The following is a 20,392-nucleotide window of genomic DNA, read 5'->3' as shown; positions in this document are numbered from 1 at the left end:
ATGCAATGGACAGCGATTATCGAAGGCGCACAGTTTTTTTCCCAAGGCCTAACTGTTACTCTCAAACTTATCGCCTATTCAGCTTGCTTTGGCGGTATTTTAAGCTTCATTTTGGCTCTTTTACGCTATTATAAAGTGCCTATCTGGGGTGCTTGCGCCCGCGTTTATAGCGCAATCACACGTGGCATCCCAGTAATCGTTTGGCTGTTTTTATTCTATTATGGACTTGGTAATTTAGAATTTATCCAAGATAGCACGCCCTTATGGTGGATATTTCAAGATGGCTTTCGCACTGCTATTCTGGTCTTTTCCCTTAATATTGCCGCCTATTTTTCTGAAGTTTGGCTAGGCGGCTTGCGTTCCGTCCCCATAGGCATGTTGGAAGCGGGCCAAAGTTGCGGCTTTTCGAGAGTACAAATTCTGCGCCGAATCCACCTACCTCTAGCCATTCGACAAGCCCTGCCCATTTTTAGCAACGAGCTTATTTTACTTTCAAAAAGCACAAGCCTTGCATCAACCATCACAGTAATGGAAATCACTGGTTATGCCAAACGCTTAATGAGTCAAACCTTTGCAATTTTTGAAGTTTTCATAGCATCTGCCCTTTTATATCTCGCCATTAATTTCACTATATTCGCGGCCATGCGCCTATGGGAATTTTATCTTATGATCCCTTATCGTCGCTAAAAAAATATATCAAATGCAATGTATTTATATCACACCTTTGTGATGACTCAGATTGGTTATTTTAATTTATGCTTATTTATAAAGGATCGCAGAACACCTATATCAACAATAAACCAACATGCCACTTCCTCTTTAATAAAAATATATCTAAAAAACATATTACGTATCATCAGATATCAAATAGGAAATACCAATGAACCCTTCCACCCCGCCTCTAAATGAAACGACAGAAAAGATTAATTGGAGGCTTCTTTTACCTCTTTTCCTAGTTGTTGCCATTGATTCTATGGGCATGGGAATCGTCTTGCCGCTACTCCCCTTTTATGGGCAACATTTTGGGGCAACGAATTTTGAAGTCAGCTTGCTTTTTATGGTCTTTTCTTTATGTCAAGTAATTGCCAGCCCGCTTTTAGGACGTTGGTCTGATAAAATAGGACGCAAACCCGTTTTAATCTTCAGCCAAATCGGCTCTTTAATCAGCATGGCTTGTATGGCGCTTGCAGGTAATTTTTTAATGGTAGCGATTGCCCGCATGATTAATGGTATAACAGCAGGCAATATATCGGTTGCAGCTGCTTATGCGGTAGATGCAAGCTCTCCCAATACACGCAAACAAGCCATTGGCTTCGTAGGCGCTGGCATCGGCGTAGGACTAGTAATTGGACCTGCTTTAAGCGCTTTTTCTTCTCATTGGGCTCTATCGGCCCCCTTATGGATCGCAACTGCACTTTCCTTAGTAAGCCTCTTGGCTAATATTTTCTTTCTGCCAAAGGACACACCACAAGACCGGAATACAAAAAAAGAGCATATGCCTATAGAAACATGGCTCTTCACACCCGCAGTTTTCGCTACCCTCGCCCTCGCTAGCCTCTTTTATTTAGCAACTAGCCTCTTTGTAACGGGGCTTGGTCTGTACTTGCAACATAACTTCACTTGGAATGGCCATCCATTTGGGCCCCAGCAATTGGGTTGGATCTTCGTAGGGACGGGATTTATTAATATCTTGGTTCAGATGGGGTTCATCCGCTGGATTTGTAAAAAAATGTCTGATGCCTATCTTATTGCGTGCAGCTTTTTTATTATGCTGATCAGCTACTTTTCACTGGAATTTATCCCTTCTGTTGGTCTTTTAGCATTAGTTTTGGGTGTTGGCGCTTTAGGATCTGCCCTTTTACGCCCTAGCATTAGCGCAATTTTATCACTATGCGTGCCGCCCACCCATCAAGGGGCGATCATGGGCGCTAATCAATCGGTAATGGCGGTTAGCAATGTTATCGGCCCCCTAATTGCTGGCCTATTGCTTAATGCCAACCTTTATAACTGGTGGATTTTTGTCATGAGTGCCATTTTATTCATTGCAACCATAGCTACCCTTATCATTAGTCAGTTGCGTGTCTGGCCAGAAACAGCCCTAAAACCCATCACAGAGCGCAATAAAAACCCACTCCAAACCAACTAACTGAAAATATAAATATTGCATGGTATAATATTAATTTCGTTTATCTTTTGGAGGAATATATGCACTTTGAAATTTTTCAAGGAATCCGCAATCAATGGTATTGGCGCCTTTTTTCTTCTGATGAACAAAAAATTGCCTTCAGTAGCGAAGGCTATGAAGACAAAAAGAGCGCCATTAAAAATATTGAAATGATAAAGGCTCTCAGCCTTCATGCTTCCATAAAAGAAACAAACTAGGCCTATCCTTTCCAGAAAAGCTCTACTGGCATATAAATAAATTTATAAGAGATATTTAAGCCCAAAGGACTAAGCCATCTCATGCCGGTTCCGTAACGCCAAACGCCGACGGATCGCCGCTACATTTGCGGTAGGAGTAGCTGCAAAAAGCTTTTTGGTATACTCATGCTGGGGGTTGGTAAAAACAGCATCGCGCGTTCCATATTCTACAACTTTACCAAAATACATCACCATAACATGGTCGGCAATATAACGCACTACCGATAGGTCATGGCTAATAAAGACATAAGTTAAATCAAATTCTTCTTGTAAATCAACCAGAAGATTCAATACTTGTGCTTGTACAGAAAGATCAAGCGCAGAAACTGGCTCATCTAGAACCAGGATCTTAGGATGCAAAATAAGCGCGCGAGCAATCGCAACCCTTTGGCGCTGACCGCCCGAAAACATATGCGGGTAACGATGGTAATGAACCGCTTCAAGCCCGACCTTTTCCAGCATCTCACACGCCCTTGCTTCACGCTCTTTGCGCCGCAAAGACGTGTTTAACAAAAGCGGTTCTGCTACTGCATCGCCAATCTTTTGGCGCGGATTCAATGAGCCATAAGGATTTTGGAAAACGATTTGTACCTTTTGGCGTAAAGCCTTTTTCACGCTGCTTTGGGCGATGTTTACTTCTTCTCCATCCAATAATAAACGACCCGCTGTCGGCTGATCAATAAGGGTAAGAATGCGCGCAAGCGTCGACTTCCCACAGCCTGACTCTCCTACAATCGCCAAGGTTTTACCGCGTTCCACAGAAAAAGAAACATGATCCACGGCCCGTAAAACGCCCTCTTTGCGCAAAAATCCATTAGAGACCCGGTAATCCCGAATGATATTCTCTGCCTCAATCATCATATCACCCATCACGCACCCTCTTGCTCTATCATAAAGTCGGCAATGGTCGGCAGGCGCTTGCCCATAGCATTTTCTGGCAAAGCTGAAAGTAAGGCTTGAGTATAAGGGTTTTGAGGGGATTCAAACAAAGACAAAACATCAGCTTCCTCCATTTTCTCACCCTGATACTGAACAATAACCCGATCAGCCACTTCAGCGACCACTCCCATATCATGGGTAATCATAATCAAGCCCATTTCTTTTTGACGCTGCAAATCCAAAAGTAGATCTAATATCTGCTTTTGGATAGTAACATCCAAAGCCGTCGTGGGTTCATCCGCAATCAATAATTTAGGGTTACAAGCTATTGCCATGGCAATCATAGCTCTTTGGCATTGGCCGCCTGACATTTGATGTGGAAAACTTTGTAGACGCTTTTCAGGATCCTGGATACCCACAGCTTCTAATAATTCAATAGCCCGCTTACGACGGGCACGGCCCCGTAAATTTAAATGGGTAGTCAACACTTCTTCAATCTGAAAGCCAATTGTAAAACAGGGGTTAAGGCTAGCGATCGGTTCTTGAAAAATCATCGAAATCTCATTGCCAATAATTTTACGACGCGCACTAGCAGATAAGGATAAAAGATCGCGCCCTTCAAAACGCATAATATCCGCGCTGACATGCGCAGTTTTGGGCAAAAGCCCCATCATCCCCAGCATGCTTACCGACTTGCCTGATCCAGACTCCCCCACAATAGCTAACACTTCACCTTTATCAATGCAAAGATCAATACCTTTGACTGCATAAAACGAACCCGCCGCTGTATCAAAAAAAACGTTGAAATTACGGATTTCTAATAAAGCCATGCCTAGCTCCTTTTCAGCTTTGGATCAAGCGCATCTCGTAGACCATCACCCATAAGATTGATTGCTAAGACCAAAATTAAAATTGCTAAACCTGGAAATGTAACAATCCACCAAGCGCTAGAAATAAATTCCCTCGCATCTGCTAGCATGGTACCCCACTCAGGGCTTGGGGCTTGTGCTCCCATACCCAGAAAACCCAAAGCAGCCACATCCAAAATTGCCCCTGAAAAAGCAAAGGTCGCCTGCACAATAATAGGTCCCAAACAATTAGGCAAAATGGTTTTAAACATAAGACGTATGTTCTTAGCCCCTGCCAGCCGCGAAGCCGTGACATATTCTTTGTTTTTTTCGGTCAAAACTTCAGCTCTTGTTAAACGCACGAATGAAGGCTGAAGCGAAACAGCTGTAGCAATAATCGCTCCCTGCAACCCATAGCCTACAATATTGATTAAAACCAAAGCAAAGAGAAGCGAAGGAAAAGCCAATAAAATATCCATAATCCGCATGATAATAATATCAAACCATCCGCCCCAATAACCAGCAAAAACACCAATTGCCACCCCAACGACCATAGCAAAGAAGGAAACCACCACGCCCACGAATAATGAATATTGGGCTCCATATAATAAACGTGAAAGAATATCGCGACCTACCGCGTCTGTCCCCAATAAAAAACGCCATGTACCGCCTTGTTGCCACACAGGGGGCGTTTGAATAGCATCACGAAACTGAACATCATAACCATAAGGCGCGATCATAGGCGCTAGCAAAGCTAGAAGCACAACCACAGAAAAAACAATAAAGCCTATAAGTGCGCCACGGTTTAAACTAAAACTTAAGAAAAAAGATGAAAAAGCACGCCCTTTGCTAGGTATTAATTGTTGGGGCAAATTTACATCACTCATAGCATCCTCAATTGGTACGGGCTCGGGGATTAATCAAACCATACGCCAAATCTACAGCTAGATTCACAATCATCACAAGGCTAGCGATAATCAAAAGCCCGCCCTGCACCGCAGTATAATCACGACGAGAAATAGAATCAATCAACCATTTTCCCACACCAGGCCATGAAAAAATCGTCTCTGTCAAAATCGCACCTCCCATTAAAGCCCCCATTTGCAAGCCAATCGTGGTGATAATGGGGATAAAAGCATTACGCAAAGCATGAATCCCAACTATACGGAAATTGCTCAGTCCCTTTGCGCGGGCAGTACGTACATAATCTTCACCTAGTACCTCAATCATTGCTGAGCGGGTCTGCCGAGCAATGACAGCTAAGGGGATTGTGCTCAATACAATAGCAGGCAAAATCAAATGTGAAATGGCCGAAGCAAAAGCCCCTTCTTGACCCGAGAAAAAACTATCAATCAACATAAAACCCGTAGGCTGAGGAAAAAAATAAAAAAGCGAAATCCGCCCTGATACAGGCGTCCATCCTAAAGTACCGCTAAAAAACATGACCAAAAGCAGTCCCCACCAAAAAATTGGCATGGAATACCCTGTGAGCGCCGCTCCCATACTTACTTGGTCAAACCAAGATCCCCGTTTAACAGCAGCCACGATACCCACTGATATACCTACCGCAATGGCCAAAATCATAGCGGAAATCGCAAGCTCTAATGTTGCGGGGAAAAGTGTAAGAAATTCCTCGATAACGCTACGTTTGGTAACAAATGATACACCAAGATCACCATGAAAAATGCCGATGAGATAGTTTAGATATTGGTGCCAATAGGGCTGATCAAGCCCAAATTGTGCCATTAATTGTGCGTGCCTCTCCGGCGTAATGCCCCGCTCCCCAGCCATGAGCAATACAGGGTCGCCTGGAAGCAGGCGAATAAAAATGAAACCCACCCAAGTAATTCCGAAAAAAGTGGGGACGATATACCCCAATTTTTTGAGCAAATAACTTATCATTCTATCGCCTCAAACAACACACGCGTTCCTATCGTTTTTACACCCTTCACCAGCGCACATACCATTCATGAGTAAAATACACATAGCGTACTAAATTATGAACCGCTTAACCTTTTTTAAAGAGACACGCAATAGCGCCTATCTATAAAATGAGTGCGTAGTTTTTAGGCATCTATAACGACTTGTCTATCGGGAAGGTTAAAACCCAGCTCTCTTTTGTCTTAATTTTCATTATTTTCTAACAGAACCGCTCTTGCAGCCGTTTCTATGTTATAAAACAGTACACAAATGTCAGCCCTAGTCCTTTCTAAGCTATAGATAGAGGGCAACCGCCCTATTCATCTATATCCACACCATCAAAACGCAATTGGATAGGATCAATCACATAATTTTTAACCTTTTTTGACATAGGAACAAAAAAGGTAGAATGAGCGATTAAAAGCCATGGTGCTTCTTCTCGGAAGAGTATTTGTGCTTTTTTATAAAGCTCAATACGAGCGGCCTTATCATTCGTTTGACGTGCTTTTTCTACAATCGCATCAAAAGCAGGATTGCACCAACGCGCATAGTTTGTAGCACCAATCCCAGCACAACTAGTTATTACGCCTAAAAAATTATCAGGATCACCATTATCGCTGCTCCACTGCATAATTGCCGCCCCATCGCGCCCCTTTTCATTAAGGCGCCGCAAATATTCCCCCCATTCCATTGTAACGATCTCTACGTCAACACCAACCTTTTTTAAATCATCCTGCATCATCTCCGCCATACGGCGCCCATTAGGAATAGCCGCACTACGAAAGGGCGGTGCCCAGATTTTCATATGCAAATCCTTGACCCCAGCTTTGTCTAGAAGAGCCCTGGCCGCTATAGGGTCATATATATCTTCTGGTAAGGCAGAATCATAGGCCAGCATAGCGGGAGGAAGCGGGCTTTTTGCAACTCGAGCCGTGCCTTCATATATGGCATTAACAATAGCCTTTTTATCAATGGCCATATTGAGAGCTCTGCGTACTTCAACTCGATCAAAAGGCGGCATTTCTGTATTATATGCCATATAAATAACATTTAGCTGTAAAGTTTGTAACACATTAAGGCGGCTATCTTTTTTTAACTCTGCAATCATAGCAGGAGGAGGTGCAGCAGCAACTTGACACTCATTGGCTTTTAATTTTTCAGCCCGCACCGCTGGATCAAGAGTTATGGCAAAAACCAAATGATCCAAAGGCTGGCGACCCCGAAAATAATCCGGATTCGCTTTATAACGGATCATTGCATCTTTTTGATAAGTAACAAAAATAAAGGGGCCGGTTCCTATAGGCTTTTGGTTTATATCCGCCATACGGCCCACCTTTTGCAACTGGTCAGCGTACTCCTTTGAAAGGATTGAGGAGAAACTCATTCCCAAATCTAATAAAAAGGGGGCGTTCGGGCTATTTAAAACAAACTTAACTGTATAATCATCAATCTTATCAAGGCTTTTCAGCAGGCGGTCCATATTCATACTGGAAAAATACTCCCAGACTAGCCCCACACTATAAGCGTGCCACGGATGATCTACCTTCCATTGCCTTTCAAAACTAAAAATCACATCATCAGCATTAAAATCGCGAGAAGGCTTAAAATAAGGAGTGTTTTGAAACTTTACCCCCCGGCGCAAATAAAAAGTATATTCCTTCCCGTCAGGGGATATATCCCAATGAGTAGCAAGAGCAGGAGCAACATTCGTTCCACCCTTTTCAAACTCGACCAATTGATTATAAATAGGCCGCGAAGCGCCCATTGTATCACCCGAAGAATAAGCAGCTGGATCAAACCCTCCGGGTGGAGCCTTTGAACAGTAAATTAATGTTTTGGCATAAAGGGGATGAATAGCCCAAAATAAAGCCACTACATAGATCACACATTTTACTAATTTTTTCATGGATCCTCCCCTTCTAACTGCAACCATGTAAAATTTCCGCGTTTATACGCCCTTCCCAATATCCATTTGGCCGAACTTATGAAACCCTAAAGCATCATGTGCATAGTTTTTCACCCGCTTTGAAAAAACCACAGGAATGCGAGCATGCGCAATCAACAAAGCTGGCGCCTGATCATAAAATACTTTTTGAGCTTCCTCATAGAGCGCTACTCGCTTATTTTTATCAAGTGTAGTTCTAGCTGTACGAATTAATGTTTCATAAGGGGGATAGCACCAACGAGCATAATTGTTCGTATCAATACCAGCACAGCTCCATAGATTGCCCATAAAATCATCTGGATCACCATTACTGGTAGCCCATCCCAAAAATATAGCCCCATCACGGCCTTTTTGTGCTCCCAAAATTTGATAAGTTTCCCAATCCATACTCCGAATTTCCGCCCTCACCCCTACCTGAGCCCAATCAGCTTGTATCAATTCAGCAGCACGACGCGCATTGGGCATATAAGCCCGACTAACCGACATGGCCCAAATCGTTGTTTTGAGATCTTTCACGCCAGCTTTCTCTAAAAGCGCTTTCGCCGCCTGCGGATTATATAGTGTGTCGGGGATATCCTTATTCACCCCCCACATAGCTTCTGGTAAAGAAGTTTTGGCAGAACGGCCCATACCTAGATACACATAATCCAAAATCGCCTGCTTATTAATAGCCATATTCAAGGCCTGCCGAACCTCTACTTTATCAAAAGGTGCTTGTTCTGTGTTATAGGCCATATATCCCAAATTCAGACCAGGCAGGGTTTCAACTACAAAATTTTTATCCGCCTTTAAAGCAGGAATCTGCGAAGGATTTAAACCCGCGACAATTTGACATTCGCCCGCCCGCAACTTCTCAAGCCGAGTCATTGGATCAGTAACAATGGAGAAAACCAAAATATCCAAAGCCGCCTTGCCTAAGAAATAATCAGGATTAGCATTATAACGAACCATCGCATTTTTTTGATAGGTTACTAAACTAAAAGATCCTGTCCCTATAGGCAAACTGTTCAAATTTACCATTCGCCCCTGCGCCGTCAGCTGATCGGCATATTCTTTGGAAAGAATGGAAGCAAAGTCCATTGCTAAATCCCCTAAAAACGGAGCCTCTGTACGCGTAAGGGTGAAACGCACTGTATAATCATCAATTTTAACAATACTTTTGAGAAGCTCACCAAAACCCATGGTATCAAAAACTTGCCACGAAGCTCCCTTCAAATAATGATACCAAGGATTATCCGTCTTCCATTGCCGCTCAAAGCTAAAAATTACATCATCAGCATTAAGGGCGCGGGTTGGCTTAAAATAAGGGGTAGTTTGAAATTTTATGCCCCTTTTAAGATGAAACGTATAGCTCAATCCATCCGGAGACACTTCCCAGCTTTCCGCCAACAAAGGATGAACCTCATCAATATTATCGCCAAAAGTAACCAACCGATCATAAATAACCCGCGTGGCTTGAAATGTATCCGCTCCTGCATAAATAGCAGGGTCAAATCCTTCCGGCGAAGAGCTTGGGCAATAGATTAGCGTCTTTGCAAAACCAAACCCTACCAAAAAGCTTAAAAACCAAACAACCCCAAATAAGCGGCAAAGAAAAGAACAAAACCGGAATACATACATATTCCTATCCTCTTTGTCTCCATAATAGAACATGATAGATAAAGCCACAAAAGTCTCCCCTTTACGCTTTGCAAACTTACTGGCGCACCCCTAAATTAACGCCAATAATACGTACTACTCTACAACAAGAAAAACAAAAGCTTACTTAATCAAAAGTCTGCACTCGTTATAAGAGACTTCTATATTAGTAGAGTCAAGTCCTGAATAGATATTCAATAAGATTTACTAAAAGGTAGATGAGTATCATACTGTATCAATCATCCAAAAATAAAGGGTATCAAATATTTGTAGAAAACACAAAAAAAGGGCGACATATATGCCGCCCTTTATAAAAGCGATGAAAAACAATTACTGCTCGAGATCAACTCCATCAAACCGTCGTGCACCCACAGGGTTAATAAGGTAGCCTTTCACCTTATCAGACATAACAGCAAAAACGGTTGAATGGGCAATTAATAACCAAGGGGCTTTCTCTCTAAACATGCGTTGGGCTTGTTTATAAAGCTTCACCCGCTCCTCATGGTTTGATGTTGCCTTAGCCTTAGCCGTCAAAGCATCGAATTCTGGGTCGCACCACCGCGCATAATTATTGGTGTCAATCGCGCCACAGGATGTGAGAGTCCCTAAAAAATTATCGGGGTCACCATTATCTCCTGTCCAAACCATGATAGCCGCCCCATCACGGCCTTTTGCCTTGGCCGCGCGCAAATATTCACCCCATTCCATAGAGATAATTTCCGATTCAACACCAATTTTGCGCAAATCCGCTTGGATCAATTCAGCAGCACGCCGCCCGTTAGGCATAGATTGCGTCGCAATCGGCATTGCCCAGAGTTGCATCTTCAAGTTATGCACGCCAGCATCAGCTAACATTTGCTTTGCCTTTTCTGGATCATACACATCAGCAGGCAAGTCGTCATCATAACCCCAAACTGTAGGCGGCAATGGACTTTTGGCAGGGATACCACTACCAAAATAAACCGCATCAATGATGGCTTGCTTATTAATAGCCATATTTAATGCACGCCTTACCTCTACCTTGTTAAAGGGCGGTTCCTCTGTATTATAGGCAAGATAGGCAATGTTAACGCCCGCTTGGTCAAGCACTTTAAAGCGCGGATTAGCACGCATTTCGCTAATATCATTAAAGGCTGGCTGAGCAACCACTTGGCACTCTCCTGCCTTCAACTTTTGAGTCCGTACACTCGTATCAAGGGTGATGGCAAAAATCAAATTATCCAAAGGTTGCTTGCCTCGAAAATAATCAGGATTAGCACGGAATCGGATTACCGCATCTTTTTGATAATTTTCAAAAATAAACGGGCCTGTCCCTAGCGGTTGTTGATTTAAAAGCTCCATTTGGCCTGTCTTTTGCAAATGGTCAGCATACTCCTTAGACATAATCGACATAAAATCCATAGCCAAATCAGCTAAAAAAGGTGCTTCTGGCCGAGTAAGGGTAACTTTCACCGTATAATCGTCAACCTTTTCTACGCTTTTCAAAAGCCCGCCTAATTCCATACTATTAAAATAGAGCCAATCAGCCCCCGCCAAATAATTATACCAAGGATTGTCCTTTTTCCATTGCCGCTCAAAGCTAAAAATCACATCATCAGCGTTGAACTCACGGGTGGGCGTAAAAAAGCGGGTGGTTTGAAACTTTACCCCTTTACGCAAATGAAACGTATATTCCAAATTGTCATCTGATATCTGCCAATCCGTAGCAAGAGCGGGAACCAATTTTGTAGTACCTCGCTCAAACTCTACCAATCGGTTATAAACCGGCTGAGAAGAGGCGTCATAGGTCACTGCAGCTGCATAAAGCCCAGGATCAAAACCTTCTGGTGAAGCTTCAGTACAGTAAACCAAATTTTTAACCGCAAATCCTTGTGCAGGCCATGCAACTAAGAGGACCGCCAAAAAACCAGCCTTTATAAATCTTCTTAATCGAGTCACTTTCGTTTCCTCCAACTATTTATTCTGATACATATACCCCGTAAAATCTCATTACAAGAGACCCATAATAAAAGCAATGAGTAAGTAGCATTTTCGACATCAAAAGAAAGGTAAAACCAACACAAAACCTAAAGAGATTGTTACTACAATAGATTGTATGCCCAAGCGGATAAACCTATTATTGGGAGATACCAAATTTTTTACGCAGAGAGATAACAAGAAATTCTATGAATGAAATCCCAACCGCCCCGCAAATGAAACCCGAAAGACCAATAATATTACTTGCCTGCAAGCCGTCCTCGGTAATAAAATCGTACTTTAACAAGATATGATAAAGAATTTCTGCCATAGCAGGAGAGGCATAAACAGCAAAAACCCCTCCTCCAACCCCTTCAAAAACCCTTTGTAGCCATGTTTTATCTCGGTTGATCAATTGGCGAACAAAGGCTCCAAATATGCCCGCGAGTGCGGTAGTAGCTATCGAATAAAAACCTCCCGATAAATCAGGCGGCAAATGATGTGAAGACATGGCTTACTCCCAGCATTTTTCTGACCGACCAAAGCGATCAGTAGCAACAATCCAGCGCGAAAGATTAGGCTCGTCTTTGACAAGACGCGCCGGCTTATTGACGCGCGGCGGGGGCCGCCAGCCACTACATAAAGGCGCAGGCGTCATTTGACAGCCAGCTAAATATATATAAACACCGCATAAAATAAAGAAACGTCTCATAATCATCCCTAATGGCAAAATCACATAAAAACCGCCTCCCATTAGGCCTATGGACGATGCTCTTTATCATGACGGATAAAAATAATAATAGCAGTCAAAGTGGCAAACAACATAAGCAGGGCAAGCGCCCATTGTACAGGACCAGAGCCACTTACAAAACCACTTAAGCCGGAAAAAGAGCCAATAAGCGGCGCCAAAACTCCAGGTTTTAGGAGAGCCACTTTAAAGCTTGCATCAGGCTTTTGATAATGAGAAGAAACAAACCCTCCACAGACCCACAGACCTGCTTCTGCTGCACGCCTATTGGCAAGCCCCTCCACCCGCACCCCACCGGCTTTCACCCATTTTGTAAGCTCACTAGCTACCGCACTATAGTCGCGTTCATTGAGTTTTTTAAGAAGCCTGGAACGTGCAAAAGCCCCTATGCCGACATTGAAAACAAACGAAACCAAAGCAGCAAATTGATTATCATTTAATTCAACATCAACAAGCATCTCAATCGCCTGTTCATACTGTTGCAAATCCTGTAGCAAAAGCACCTCTGCTTCCTGTTCACTCAAAACCATTCCCTGTTTAGGATAAGGAGGTCCTGCAGCGGCTGTATGACCATAGCCAATCGTCCAAACTCCTCCGTCATCACGATAGGCAGAACAACGCAAACCTTCCCATTTTTTGATGAGATCAAGCCCCTTTTTGCTGATTTTTCGTGCCATTTTTGATCCATATATATTATAAATTGTGGTTGAAATTAAGGGATTCTATATAAGGTGCGATAGCTCTTAAGCTTTTACAAACCTCGTCCCATAAAAGCTCTATCCTTCGGATATAAGCCGAGAAATAACTTAAATCCTATCATTCATTTTTGACACATCGACGTCAACGAAAAAGCCGCCCAAAAGGGCGGCCTAAATGCTATACAACCACGCCTAATATTGGGTTTTAATGGCAAGGCAAAGCCAAATGTTTTATGAAATAACTATGCGATGATTACGTGCTAGGGTTCTGCACCAAGGATGGTGCCGCATGCCGGAATCGAACCAGCGACCCCATCATTACGAATGACGTGCTCTACCAACTGAGCTAATGCGGCCTTTAGAGCAAGCGCTTTGGTTGCCAAATAGTTTAAAATATGCTCTAGCAGAGTCCATACTCAAAATGCCTCTTAAAAGCAAGCCCCCTCTTTATTATCACCAAGGTTCCAACCTCATGCTTAACGAAACGCGCTTTATTGAATTAGAAATTAAGATTACCGAGCAAGAAAAACTTATTGAAGAACTCTCAATCCTAATCACCAATCAATGGCATCGCCTTGAGCAGCTTCATAAAAAGCTAGACGCCCTTAGTAAGCGCTTTTTAGAATTAGAAGAACAGGCACAACCTGCAATACCCATTACCCGCCCGCCCCATTGGTGAGAGGCAAAAAGGCTTTTAAACGTAGTCCTAACAGCTTTGCCCGCCAATCATGAGGGACATAAAATCCCTATACCCTTAAGGCCGCAATAGCCATTGGGGTTTTTTGCTAAATATTGCTGGTGGTAATCTTCAGCAAAATAAAATGTGCGGTCAAGAGCAATTTCTGTAACGATTTTTCCAAACCCACGTGCTGATAAAGCATCTTGAAATGCCTGCCGGCTTGCGTGGGCTTGCGCCAAATCATCAAGGTCGTCCAAGTAAAGCGCCGAGCGATAATTGGTACCAATATCAGCACCTTGGCGCATAAATTGAGTGGGATCATGCTCTTGCCAAAAGAGCGTCAAAAGATCACAAAATGCGACCTCTTGCGGGTCATAATGAACGGCTACAACCTCAGTATGCCCTGTCTTACCACTACATACCTCTTCATAAGTTGGGTTTTCAGTAAAACCGCCTGCATAACCTACAGCGGTAAGATATACACCTGCTTGTTGCCAAAACAAACGCTCTGCACCCCAAAAACACCCCATTCCCACAAGTAATCTTTTAATATGTCCAGGCAGAATCCCTTGCAGGGGACGATGAAATACAAAATGCATAGCAGCGGTGGATAAAGCTTCTTTACGGCCTGGCAAAGCATCCTTTGCCTCAATAAGGACATCCGACTTCATAGTATCCTCCTTCATCATCGCTAGTTCAATTTACCACCGCAGCCAAATAATACCAACCTTTAAATAATACCTTTGAAAAAACACCCAAAAATCCTGCTTTTACAAGCAAAGTTCTTGGCACATAAGGTATGATTTGCTATGTAAAGAACAAATTAGGAGAAAGTAGATGCCCGCAGCTGAACAAGACATGCTCAAGCGCAGCCTCAAGCCCCGCCATATCCAAATGATCGCACTTGGTGGTGTTATTGGAACAGGGCTTTTTTATGGTTCAGCGGAAGTAATTCAATTAGCCGGCCCTGCGGCCATACTGGCCTATTTATTAGGGGGAATTATTATTTATTTTATCATGCGCATGCTTGGAGAAATGGCTGTAGAAACCCCAGTTTCCGGCGCCTTTAGCTTTTATGCCTATGAATATTGGGGGCCACTCCCTGGCTTTATAGCCGGCTGGAACTATTGGTTTCTATACATTCTTGTCAGCATGGCGGAATTAACAGTTATCGGCCTTTATTTAGATTATTGGATAGAAATCGCCCATTGGAAGACCTCTCTTATCGTTTTACTTGTTGTCACGGGGATTAACTTGATCCATGTACGCTTTTTTGGCGAGTGTGAATTTTGGATTTCATTCCTTAAAATCCTTGCAGTGATCGGGATGATCGTCTTTGGCTTAGTAATTGTTCTGGCCGGCTTAGGCGATGGTCAAGCAGGTATAAGCAACCTTTGGCAGCATGGCGGCTTTTTCCCCCACGGATTAACCGGCATTCTTTTAGCTACGACTGTAGTCATGTTCGCCTTTGGAGGTACCGAATTGATCGGCGTTACCGCTGGGGAAGCATCAGATCCGCAAAAATCTATTCCCAAAGCTATTTCCAAAGTCATTTGGCGTATTTTAGTATTCTATATAGGCTCTATCGCTATTATTATGATGCTAGGTCCATGGCAAAAGGTCGCATCTAACGCAAGCCCCTTTGTCACCATTTTTGAAACCATTGGCCTACCAGCAGCAGGGCATATATTAAATTTTGTAGTGATCATCGCCGCGATTTCTGTCTATAATAGCGGGATTTATGCTAATGGGCGTATGCTTTATAGCTTAGCCTGCCAAAATAATGCACCCCATTTTTTCGCAAAGCTTAATCACCGACAAGTACCCGCGCGTGCAGTCATTTTTTCTTCTCTTTGTACAGCAATTATCGTTGCTATTAATTACCTTATCCCCGACAACGCCTTTATGAGAATATTAGCACTAGCTACAGCGGCCGCCGCCATAACTTGGATCATGATCATTATAGGACACTTGAAATTTAGAGCCCATCAACGACAGACTAAAAAAGCATCCCACTACCCTTTTGGCCTTGCCCCTTTTGCTAATTATCTTTGCTTGGTATTTTTTGCTAGCCTCTTTATCATTATGCTGATAAGCGGCCTTAGGGAAAATGGTTTAATGACAAGGATGATGCAAATCATTGCTTATGAACCTCCTACACTTATCGGCCTCATTCCTGAACAAATGCCAGATATGAGCCTTGCTGTTATAATCATGCCCTTATGGTGTCTATTATTATTTATCTTCTATAAAATCAAAAAACTGAAGCCCAATCGCCCCGTATAAAAAGGCCTAATTTATGTCTGAAACCACTGATTTATTCCGCTATGATTGGCAAATATCAGAAATCGAAGCGATCTATAGGCTTCCCGTGCTAGACTTACTAGGACGGGCCAATGCCATCCACCGCCAGTTCCACACCGATACCCCTATCCAAAAGGCTAGTCTACTATCTATCAAAACCGGCGGTTGTCCAGAGGACTGTAGCTATTGCTCGCAATCAGCACGCAATAAAGAAGTGGAGTTAACGCCAGACAAATTGATGGATCCCGAGCGCGTCATCGCTCTTGCTAAACGAGCAAAAGAAGCAGGGGCTAACCGCTTTTGCATGGCTGCTGCTTGGCGTCAAGTCAAAGACGGTAAAGAATTTGAAGCCATCATTCGCATGATTGAAGGAATTCGAGCCCTTGATATGGAGGCCTGTGTAACATTAGGAATGCTACAACCACACCAGGCTCAACGGCTTAAACAAGCTGGCCTCACCGCCTATAACCATAATCTTGATACTAGCCCTGAATTTTATGGTAAAATCATCACTACCCGCACCTATCAAGATCGCTTAGATACTATCAAAACCGTACGTGACCAAGGCATTGAAATCTGTTGCGGTGGCATTATCGGCCTGGGTGAATCGATTACCGACCGTGCTTCCCTTTTGTGCACCCTCGCGACCATGAACCCACACCCCGAAAGCGTACCTATCAACACATTAGTCGCGGTCCCCGGCACTCCTTTGGCCCACCAACGTCGTGTTGACAGCTTAGAACACGTCAGGATGATCGCTACTGCACGAATCCTAATGCCAAAATCCTATGTGCGCTTAGCAGCAGGACGCTCAGCACTTAGTCGCGAAGCACAAATCCTCTGTTTTATGGCAGGAGCAAACTCTCTATTCCTAGGCGATAAGCTACTTACCACCCCCAATAATGAACCACACGAAGATGAAGAACTTTTCTTCGCTCTCGCCCCTCTAGAAAAACAATCCTCACTCCCCTTAGAAAAACAAGCCTATAAGATCTAATAGAATAGGTTACAAGCAACGGTGTCGTATAAAAACACCGTTGCAATCATTTATCATCAAAGATATAATTAATAAATATAATGATGATAACTGGGGGTTTTGTTTTATGCTACAAGCAGAAAGAAAAAACGTTGAAAATACAGACGCCAGTAATGCATCCTTCTTATCTAATACTGCCGAAAACATACTAAACAGCTGGCTAACAATAGAGCTCCTTACCCCCGCAACATGTTCATCTTATGATAAAAAGAACTTCAATCCCCTCCTAGAAAGGGATCTTCCTTGGCATAAAAACGAGCGCACCAAGAAAAACTGTAGCATCTATTATGAAATTTCTTTAGGCCTCTTATACCCTAATCGCATTTCAAAAGCTCTCCTTGATCATTACCGAAGCAAAGACCCCAATGTACCATCACAAGAGGATCCCAGAGATAGGTCAGCCGCAGAAACCGAAGCTTTCTTTGCCAACCTAATATTAGATTCAGACGGACGATTAGTTGTCCAATATAATAACCCCAGCGCCCAAATTGCCAGCCTTAGCTGGGCCGCCCCCCTCATCCTAAATGAATCGCTTGAACCAGGAGCTTGGCAAGAGAAGGCGAAAATAATCCTCAACACCCTAAAGAACGCCCTCGCCCCAGAAGGTGCAGGTGAAAAGCCTATTCCGGTTGATTACCAAGCTCTTATGAAGGCCCAAAGTTCTTTAATTAAGGTCTTAAAATTACCAGAGGATTGGCTCTCCCCCACTATTTTATTTAAAAAACTTGTCATAGAAACACCTAAAGGTAGCCAGCCTCCTGCCCCTCGACCTTCTTTATTCAATACCCCGTTTTTAAAAGGCTTAATAGAGACCAAAAAATTCATTAAGGATCCAAATGCTTCCACCACTCTACACGCTTATCTAGGCATAAATAGGCCGGACGAAAGATTTGATCTCTTAACAAACAACACAAAACTTAAGGACATTTTGAGCCCTGATCTTATCCCTCTTGGTCGATGGCCAGCACCTGGGCGTCACTCTCTTGTACTTTTACAACAAGCTGCTGTTAATTTAGCAATGAGCATGCATACAGAAATAAAAGATGCAAAAGAGCTTATTGCGGTCAACGGACCGCCTGGCACTGGAAAAACCACCCTTCTGCGTGATATTTTAGCTGGCCTGATTACTAACCGCGCGCACATTATGGCCAAATTTGACGATCCAAAAGAAGCCTTTACCATTACCGAAGAAAAAATTAAAAACGGCAATCTTGAGCCTTTATCCCTCTATAAATTGGATCACAGGTTAAAAGGCTTTGAGGTGATTATCGCGGCAGCCACCAATAAGGCCGTAGAAAACATCACCACTGAATTACCTACCTTAAATGCTATTGCTAATGATGATGATGCTAAAGATTTACGCTATTTTGCGCCCCTCGCTACGGCTTTGCTAAACGAAAACTGCTGGGGGCTTGTCTCAGGTGTTTTGGGTAATCAAGCCAACCGCACCCAATTCTGCAAAACCTTTTGGAATAATCAAGACGTAGGCCTTGCGACCTATCTTCTTCACATCCGCGGCGGCCACCCTTCTATGATTGAAGATCCAAAGACAAAGATATCGCGCAAACCTAAAATCATTACTGAATGTTGCCCCCCCGAGAATGCACAAAAAGCCCTCGAACAATGGAAAAAAGCCCGTGCATCTTTTGAATCTGCCCATCTTGAAAGCCGCGCAGCTTTGAAAGCACTTAATGAAATCAACACCATTCTCCAAAAAAACCCCGACCTAGCTGACGTAAAAAAAGCTTTCATAGACGCAAAGAATAAACAAGAAGCTTGTGATGAAGCTTATCAGGGTGCAGCGCAAGCAAAGATGCAAGCCGATGATGCTCATAAGGCGGCAAAAAAGGCGCTAAACAGTCACCAAGACACCCGTTTTAGCTTTCTTGCGCGGCTTTTCAAGCGTAGCGCCTATAAGGCATGGCGACAGAAAGAGGTGCTCTTAAACAAAAATGTAGAAGAAGCCTATGAAGCCCATGAAAAAGCTGTGAGCGCTCTAAAAGCCGCTAAAGATAAAAAAAAGCAAGCAGATGAACACCATAAAGAGCAACAAAAAGCGCATAATATAATCGAAGAGGCAAAGAAAAATCTAGCGGCCCATATAGTGGATGATGCCTTTTTTGCAAAGGATCATCGTACGCGGAACCTTACTATTCCTTGGTGCAATGAAGCCACCCAGAAATTACGCGACACACTCTTTATTGAAGCAATAAAACTGCATAAAGCATTCATCGATGCCACCGCAGAACCCCTCTTCAACAATCTGAGTATTTTATTAAAAAAGGCGTTCAAGCCCGAGCTGACTAATACAAAGCAAAAACCGCTTTTAAGCGATCTTTGGTCGTCATTATTCTTAGTCCTTCCTAGTATTTCAACAAGCTTTGCCTCTTTCTCCAACATGTTCAATGGACTACCCCCACAAAGCTTGGGTTGGCTCCTTATTGATGAAGCAGGCCAAGCTACGCCTCAAATGGCCGTTGATGCTCTTATATGCACTAAAAGGGCGGTTATCGTTGGTGATTCTCAACAAATCCAGCCCGTTGTCACCCTTGCGCCCGCCCTCAATGAAGCAATTTGTCGTCACTTTCATGTTGATCCTGATGGTTATAGCGCACCCAAAGCCTCTATCCAGACCTTAGCCGAAACAGCAGCCCCCCATTATGCAGATTTGAAAAGTATAAATGGTAGCCGCTTAGTGGGCGCGCCTCTCTTGGTACAACGCCGCTGTGACGACCCCATGTTTACAATTGCCAACCTCCTTGCTTATGGAGGCCATATGATACAAGCAAAAAATACCACCTCTTCGGAAATCAGCGCTTGTTTGGGCCCATCACAATGGATTGATATCAAAAGCCCCGATTCCGAAGACGCTCTCACCAAGTGGTCCCATAATGAAGGAATGGCCGTTCTGAATCTCCTCAAACGGCTAAAGGATCAGCGTATAAACCCCGATCTCTACATTGTTACTCCTTTTAATGAAGTGGCAGGTGAAATGCAAAAGCTACTTAAGAACGAGTCTATACTAGAAGACTGGGTAACAAATCCAAAGGATTGGGTATCAGAACGCATCGGTACCGTTCACACAGTACAGGGACGAGAAGCAGAAGCAATTATCTTTATCCTTGGGGCTCCATACCCAAAGCAAGGAAAAACACGTGCTTGGGCTGGTAAGGATATCAATTTGCTAAATGTCGCTATCACCCGTGCCAAAGAGGTGCTCTATGTAGTAGGGGATCGCGGCCTCTGGGCCAATGTAAAATTTTTCAAAACTTTATCAGAGAAAATTTAAGCATCTAAAATTGAAAAACAAACCTATGTTA

Annotated in this window: 18 protein-coding genes and 1 tRNA gene; 7 read left to right on the top strand and 12 right to left on the bottom strand. The window is 43.3% G+C overall.

Features of this window, described 5'->3' with window-relative positions; translation table 11 throughout:
- From ACK28X_RS05735 to ACK28X_RS05725, 3 genes are all read left to right on the top strand, one after another.
- Complete coding sequence (locus ACK28X_RS05735) at positions 1 to 687, top strand: ABC transporter permease (RefSeq protein ID WP_412057460.1); 687 nt, start codon at positions 1 to 3, stop codon at positions 685 to 687.
- Positions 688 to 880: 193 nt separating this feature from the next.
- Positions 881 to 2,146, top strand: coding sequence for an MFS transporter (locus ACK28X_RS05730; RefSeq protein WP_412057459.1), 1,266 nt, complete (start codon positions 881 to 883; stop codon positions 2,144 to 2,146).
- 59 nt (positions 2,147 to 2,205) lie between these two features.
- Positions 2,206 to 2,382, top strand: coding sequence for a YegP family protein (locus ACK28X_RS05725; protein WP_412057458.1), 177 nt, complete (start codon positions 2,206 to 2,208; stop codon positions 2,380 to 2,382).
- Positions 2,383 to 2,451: 69 nt separating this feature from the next.
- Here ACK28X_RS05725 and ACK28X_RS05720 read toward each other — a convergent pair whose 3' ends face one another.
- The 11 genes from ACK28X_RS05720 to ACK28X_RS05670 form a co-directional block, all read right to left on the bottom strand.
- The gene (locus tag ACK28X_RS05720) at positions 2,452 to 3,291 is read right to left on the bottom strand and encodes an ABC transporter ATP-binding protein (protein ID WP_412057457.1); all 840 of its coding nucleotides are present in this window, start codon (positions 3,289 to 3,291) and stop codon (positions 2,452 to 2,454) included.
- A complete protein-coding gene (locus ACK28X_RS05715; protein WP_412057456.1) occupies positions 3,291 to 4,130 on the bottom strand; it encodes an ABC transporter ATP-binding protein in 840 nt (279 codons plus the stop codon). Before ACK28X_RS05715 ends, ACK28X_RS05720 begins: the two co-directional genes overlap by 1 nt.
- A gap of 2 nt (positions 4,131 to 4,132) precedes the next feature.
- Positions 4,133 to 5,035, bottom strand: coding sequence for an ABC transporter permease subunit (locus ACK28X_RS05710; RefSeq protein WP_412057455.1), 903 nt, complete (start codon positions 5,033 to 5,035; stop codon positions 4,133 to 4,135).
- A 7-nt stretch (positions 5,036 to 5,042) separates the two neighbouring features.
- A complete protein-coding gene (locus ACK28X_RS05705) occupies positions 5,043 to 6,050 on the bottom strand; it encodes an ABC transporter permease subunit (RefSeq protein ID WP_412057454.1) in 1,008 nt (335 codons plus the stop codon).
- Positions 6,051 to 6,384: 334 nt separating this feature from the next.
- A complete protein-coding gene (locus ACK28X_RS05700) occupies positions 6,385 to 7,974 on the bottom strand; it encodes an ABC transporter substrate-binding protein (protein ID WP_412057453.1) in 1,590 nt (529 codons plus the stop codon).
- A gap of 42 nt (positions 7,975 to 8,016) precedes the next feature.
- A complete protein-coding gene (locus tag ACK28X_RS05695) occupies positions 8,017 to 9,633 on the bottom strand; it encodes an ABC transporter substrate-binding protein (protein ID WP_412057452.1) in 1,617 nt (538 codons plus the stop codon).
- Positions 9,634 to 9,981: 348 nt separating this feature from the next.
- On the bottom strand, positions 9,982 to 11,589 hold the full coding sequence (locus ACK28X_RS05690; RefSeq protein WP_412057451.1) for an ABC transporter substrate-binding protein: 1,608 nt from the start codon (positions 11,587 to 11,589) through the stop codon (positions 9,982 to 9,984).
- A 178-nt stretch (positions 11,590 to 11,767) separates the two neighbouring features.
- The gene (locus ACK28X_RS05685; protein ID WP_412057450.1) at positions 11,768 to 12,118 is read right to left on the bottom strand and encodes a hypothetical protein; all 351 of its coding nucleotides are present in this window, start codon (positions 12,116 to 12,118) and stop codon (positions 11,768 to 11,770) included.
- Positions 12,119 to 12,121: 3 nt separating this feature from the next.
- Positions 12,122 to 12,319, bottom strand: coding sequence for a hypothetical protein (locus ACK28X_RS05680; RefSeq protein WP_412057449.1), 198 nt, complete (start codon positions 12,317 to 12,319; stop codon positions 12,122 to 12,124).
- 47 nt (positions 12,320 to 12,366) lie between these two features.
- On the bottom strand, positions 12,367 to 13,032 hold the full coding sequence (locus ACK28X_RS05675) for a lysozyme (RefSeq protein WP_412057448.1): 666 nt from the start codon (positions 13,030 to 13,032) through the stop codon (positions 12,367 to 12,369).
- Between the two features lie 301 nt (positions 13,033 to 13,333).
- A tRNA-Thr gene (locus ACK28X_RS05670) sits at positions 13,334 to 13,409 on the bottom strand.
- 116 nt (positions 13,410 to 13,525) lie between these two features.
- On the opposite strand from ACK28X_RS05670, the gene ACK28X_RS05665 reads away from it, so the two are divergent.
- Positions 13,526 to 13,732, top strand: a complete 207-nt coding sequence (locus ACK28X_RS05665) for a SlyX family protein (RefSeq protein WP_412058293.1) — start codon at positions 13,526 to 13,528, stop codon at positions 13,730 to 13,732.
- A gap of 47 nt (positions 13,733 to 13,779) precedes the next feature.
- On the opposite strand, the gene msrA is transcribed toward ACK28X_RS05665, so the two are convergent.
- Positions 13,780 to 14,403, bottom strand: coding sequence for a peptide-methionine (S)-S-oxide reductase MsrA (msrA, locus tag ACK28X_RS05660; RefSeq protein WP_412057447.1), 624 nt, complete (start codon positions 14,401 to 14,403; stop codon positions 13,780 to 13,782).
- Between the two features lie 166 nt (positions 14,404 to 14,569).
- Between msrA and ACK28X_RS05655 the strand changes: the two genes are divergently transcribed.
- The 3 genes from ACK28X_RS05655 to ACK28X_RS05645 all read left to right on the top strand — a co-directional run bounded on the left by ACK28X_RS05655 (position 14,570) and on the right by ACK28X_RS05645 (position 20,361).
- The gene (locus ACK28X_RS05655) at positions 14,570 to 16,018 is read left to right on the top strand and encodes an amino acid permease (RefSeq protein ID WP_412057446.1); all 1,449 of its coding nucleotides are present in this window, start codon (positions 14,570 to 14,572) and stop codon (positions 16,016 to 16,018) included.
- A 13-nt stretch (positions 16,019 to 16,031) separates the two neighbouring features.
- Positions 16,032 to 17,033: a biotin synthase BioB gene (bioB, locus tag ACK28X_RS05650; protein ID WP_412057445.1), complete on the top strand. Its 1,002-nt coding sequence runs from the start codon at positions 16,032 to 16,034 to the stop codon at positions 17,031 to 17,033.
- 106 nt (positions 17,034 to 17,139) lie between these two features.
- Entirely contained in the window at positions 17,140 to 20,361 is a 3,222-nt protein-coding gene (locus ACK28X_RS05645) for a DEAD/DEAH box helicase (RefSeq protein ID WP_412057444.1), read from the top strand.
- Positions 20,362 to 20,392: the final 31 nt, after the last annotated feature.

The sequence above is a fragment of the Bartonella sp. DGB2 genome (assembly GCF_046843095.1).
Taxonomy (GTDB): Bacteria; Pseudomonadota; Alphaproteobacteria; order Rhizobiales; family Rhizobiaceae; genus Bartonella.
The sequence above is the reverse complement of the archived record's forward strand: the minus strand, read 5'-3'. Positions and strand labels throughout refer to the sequence as shown.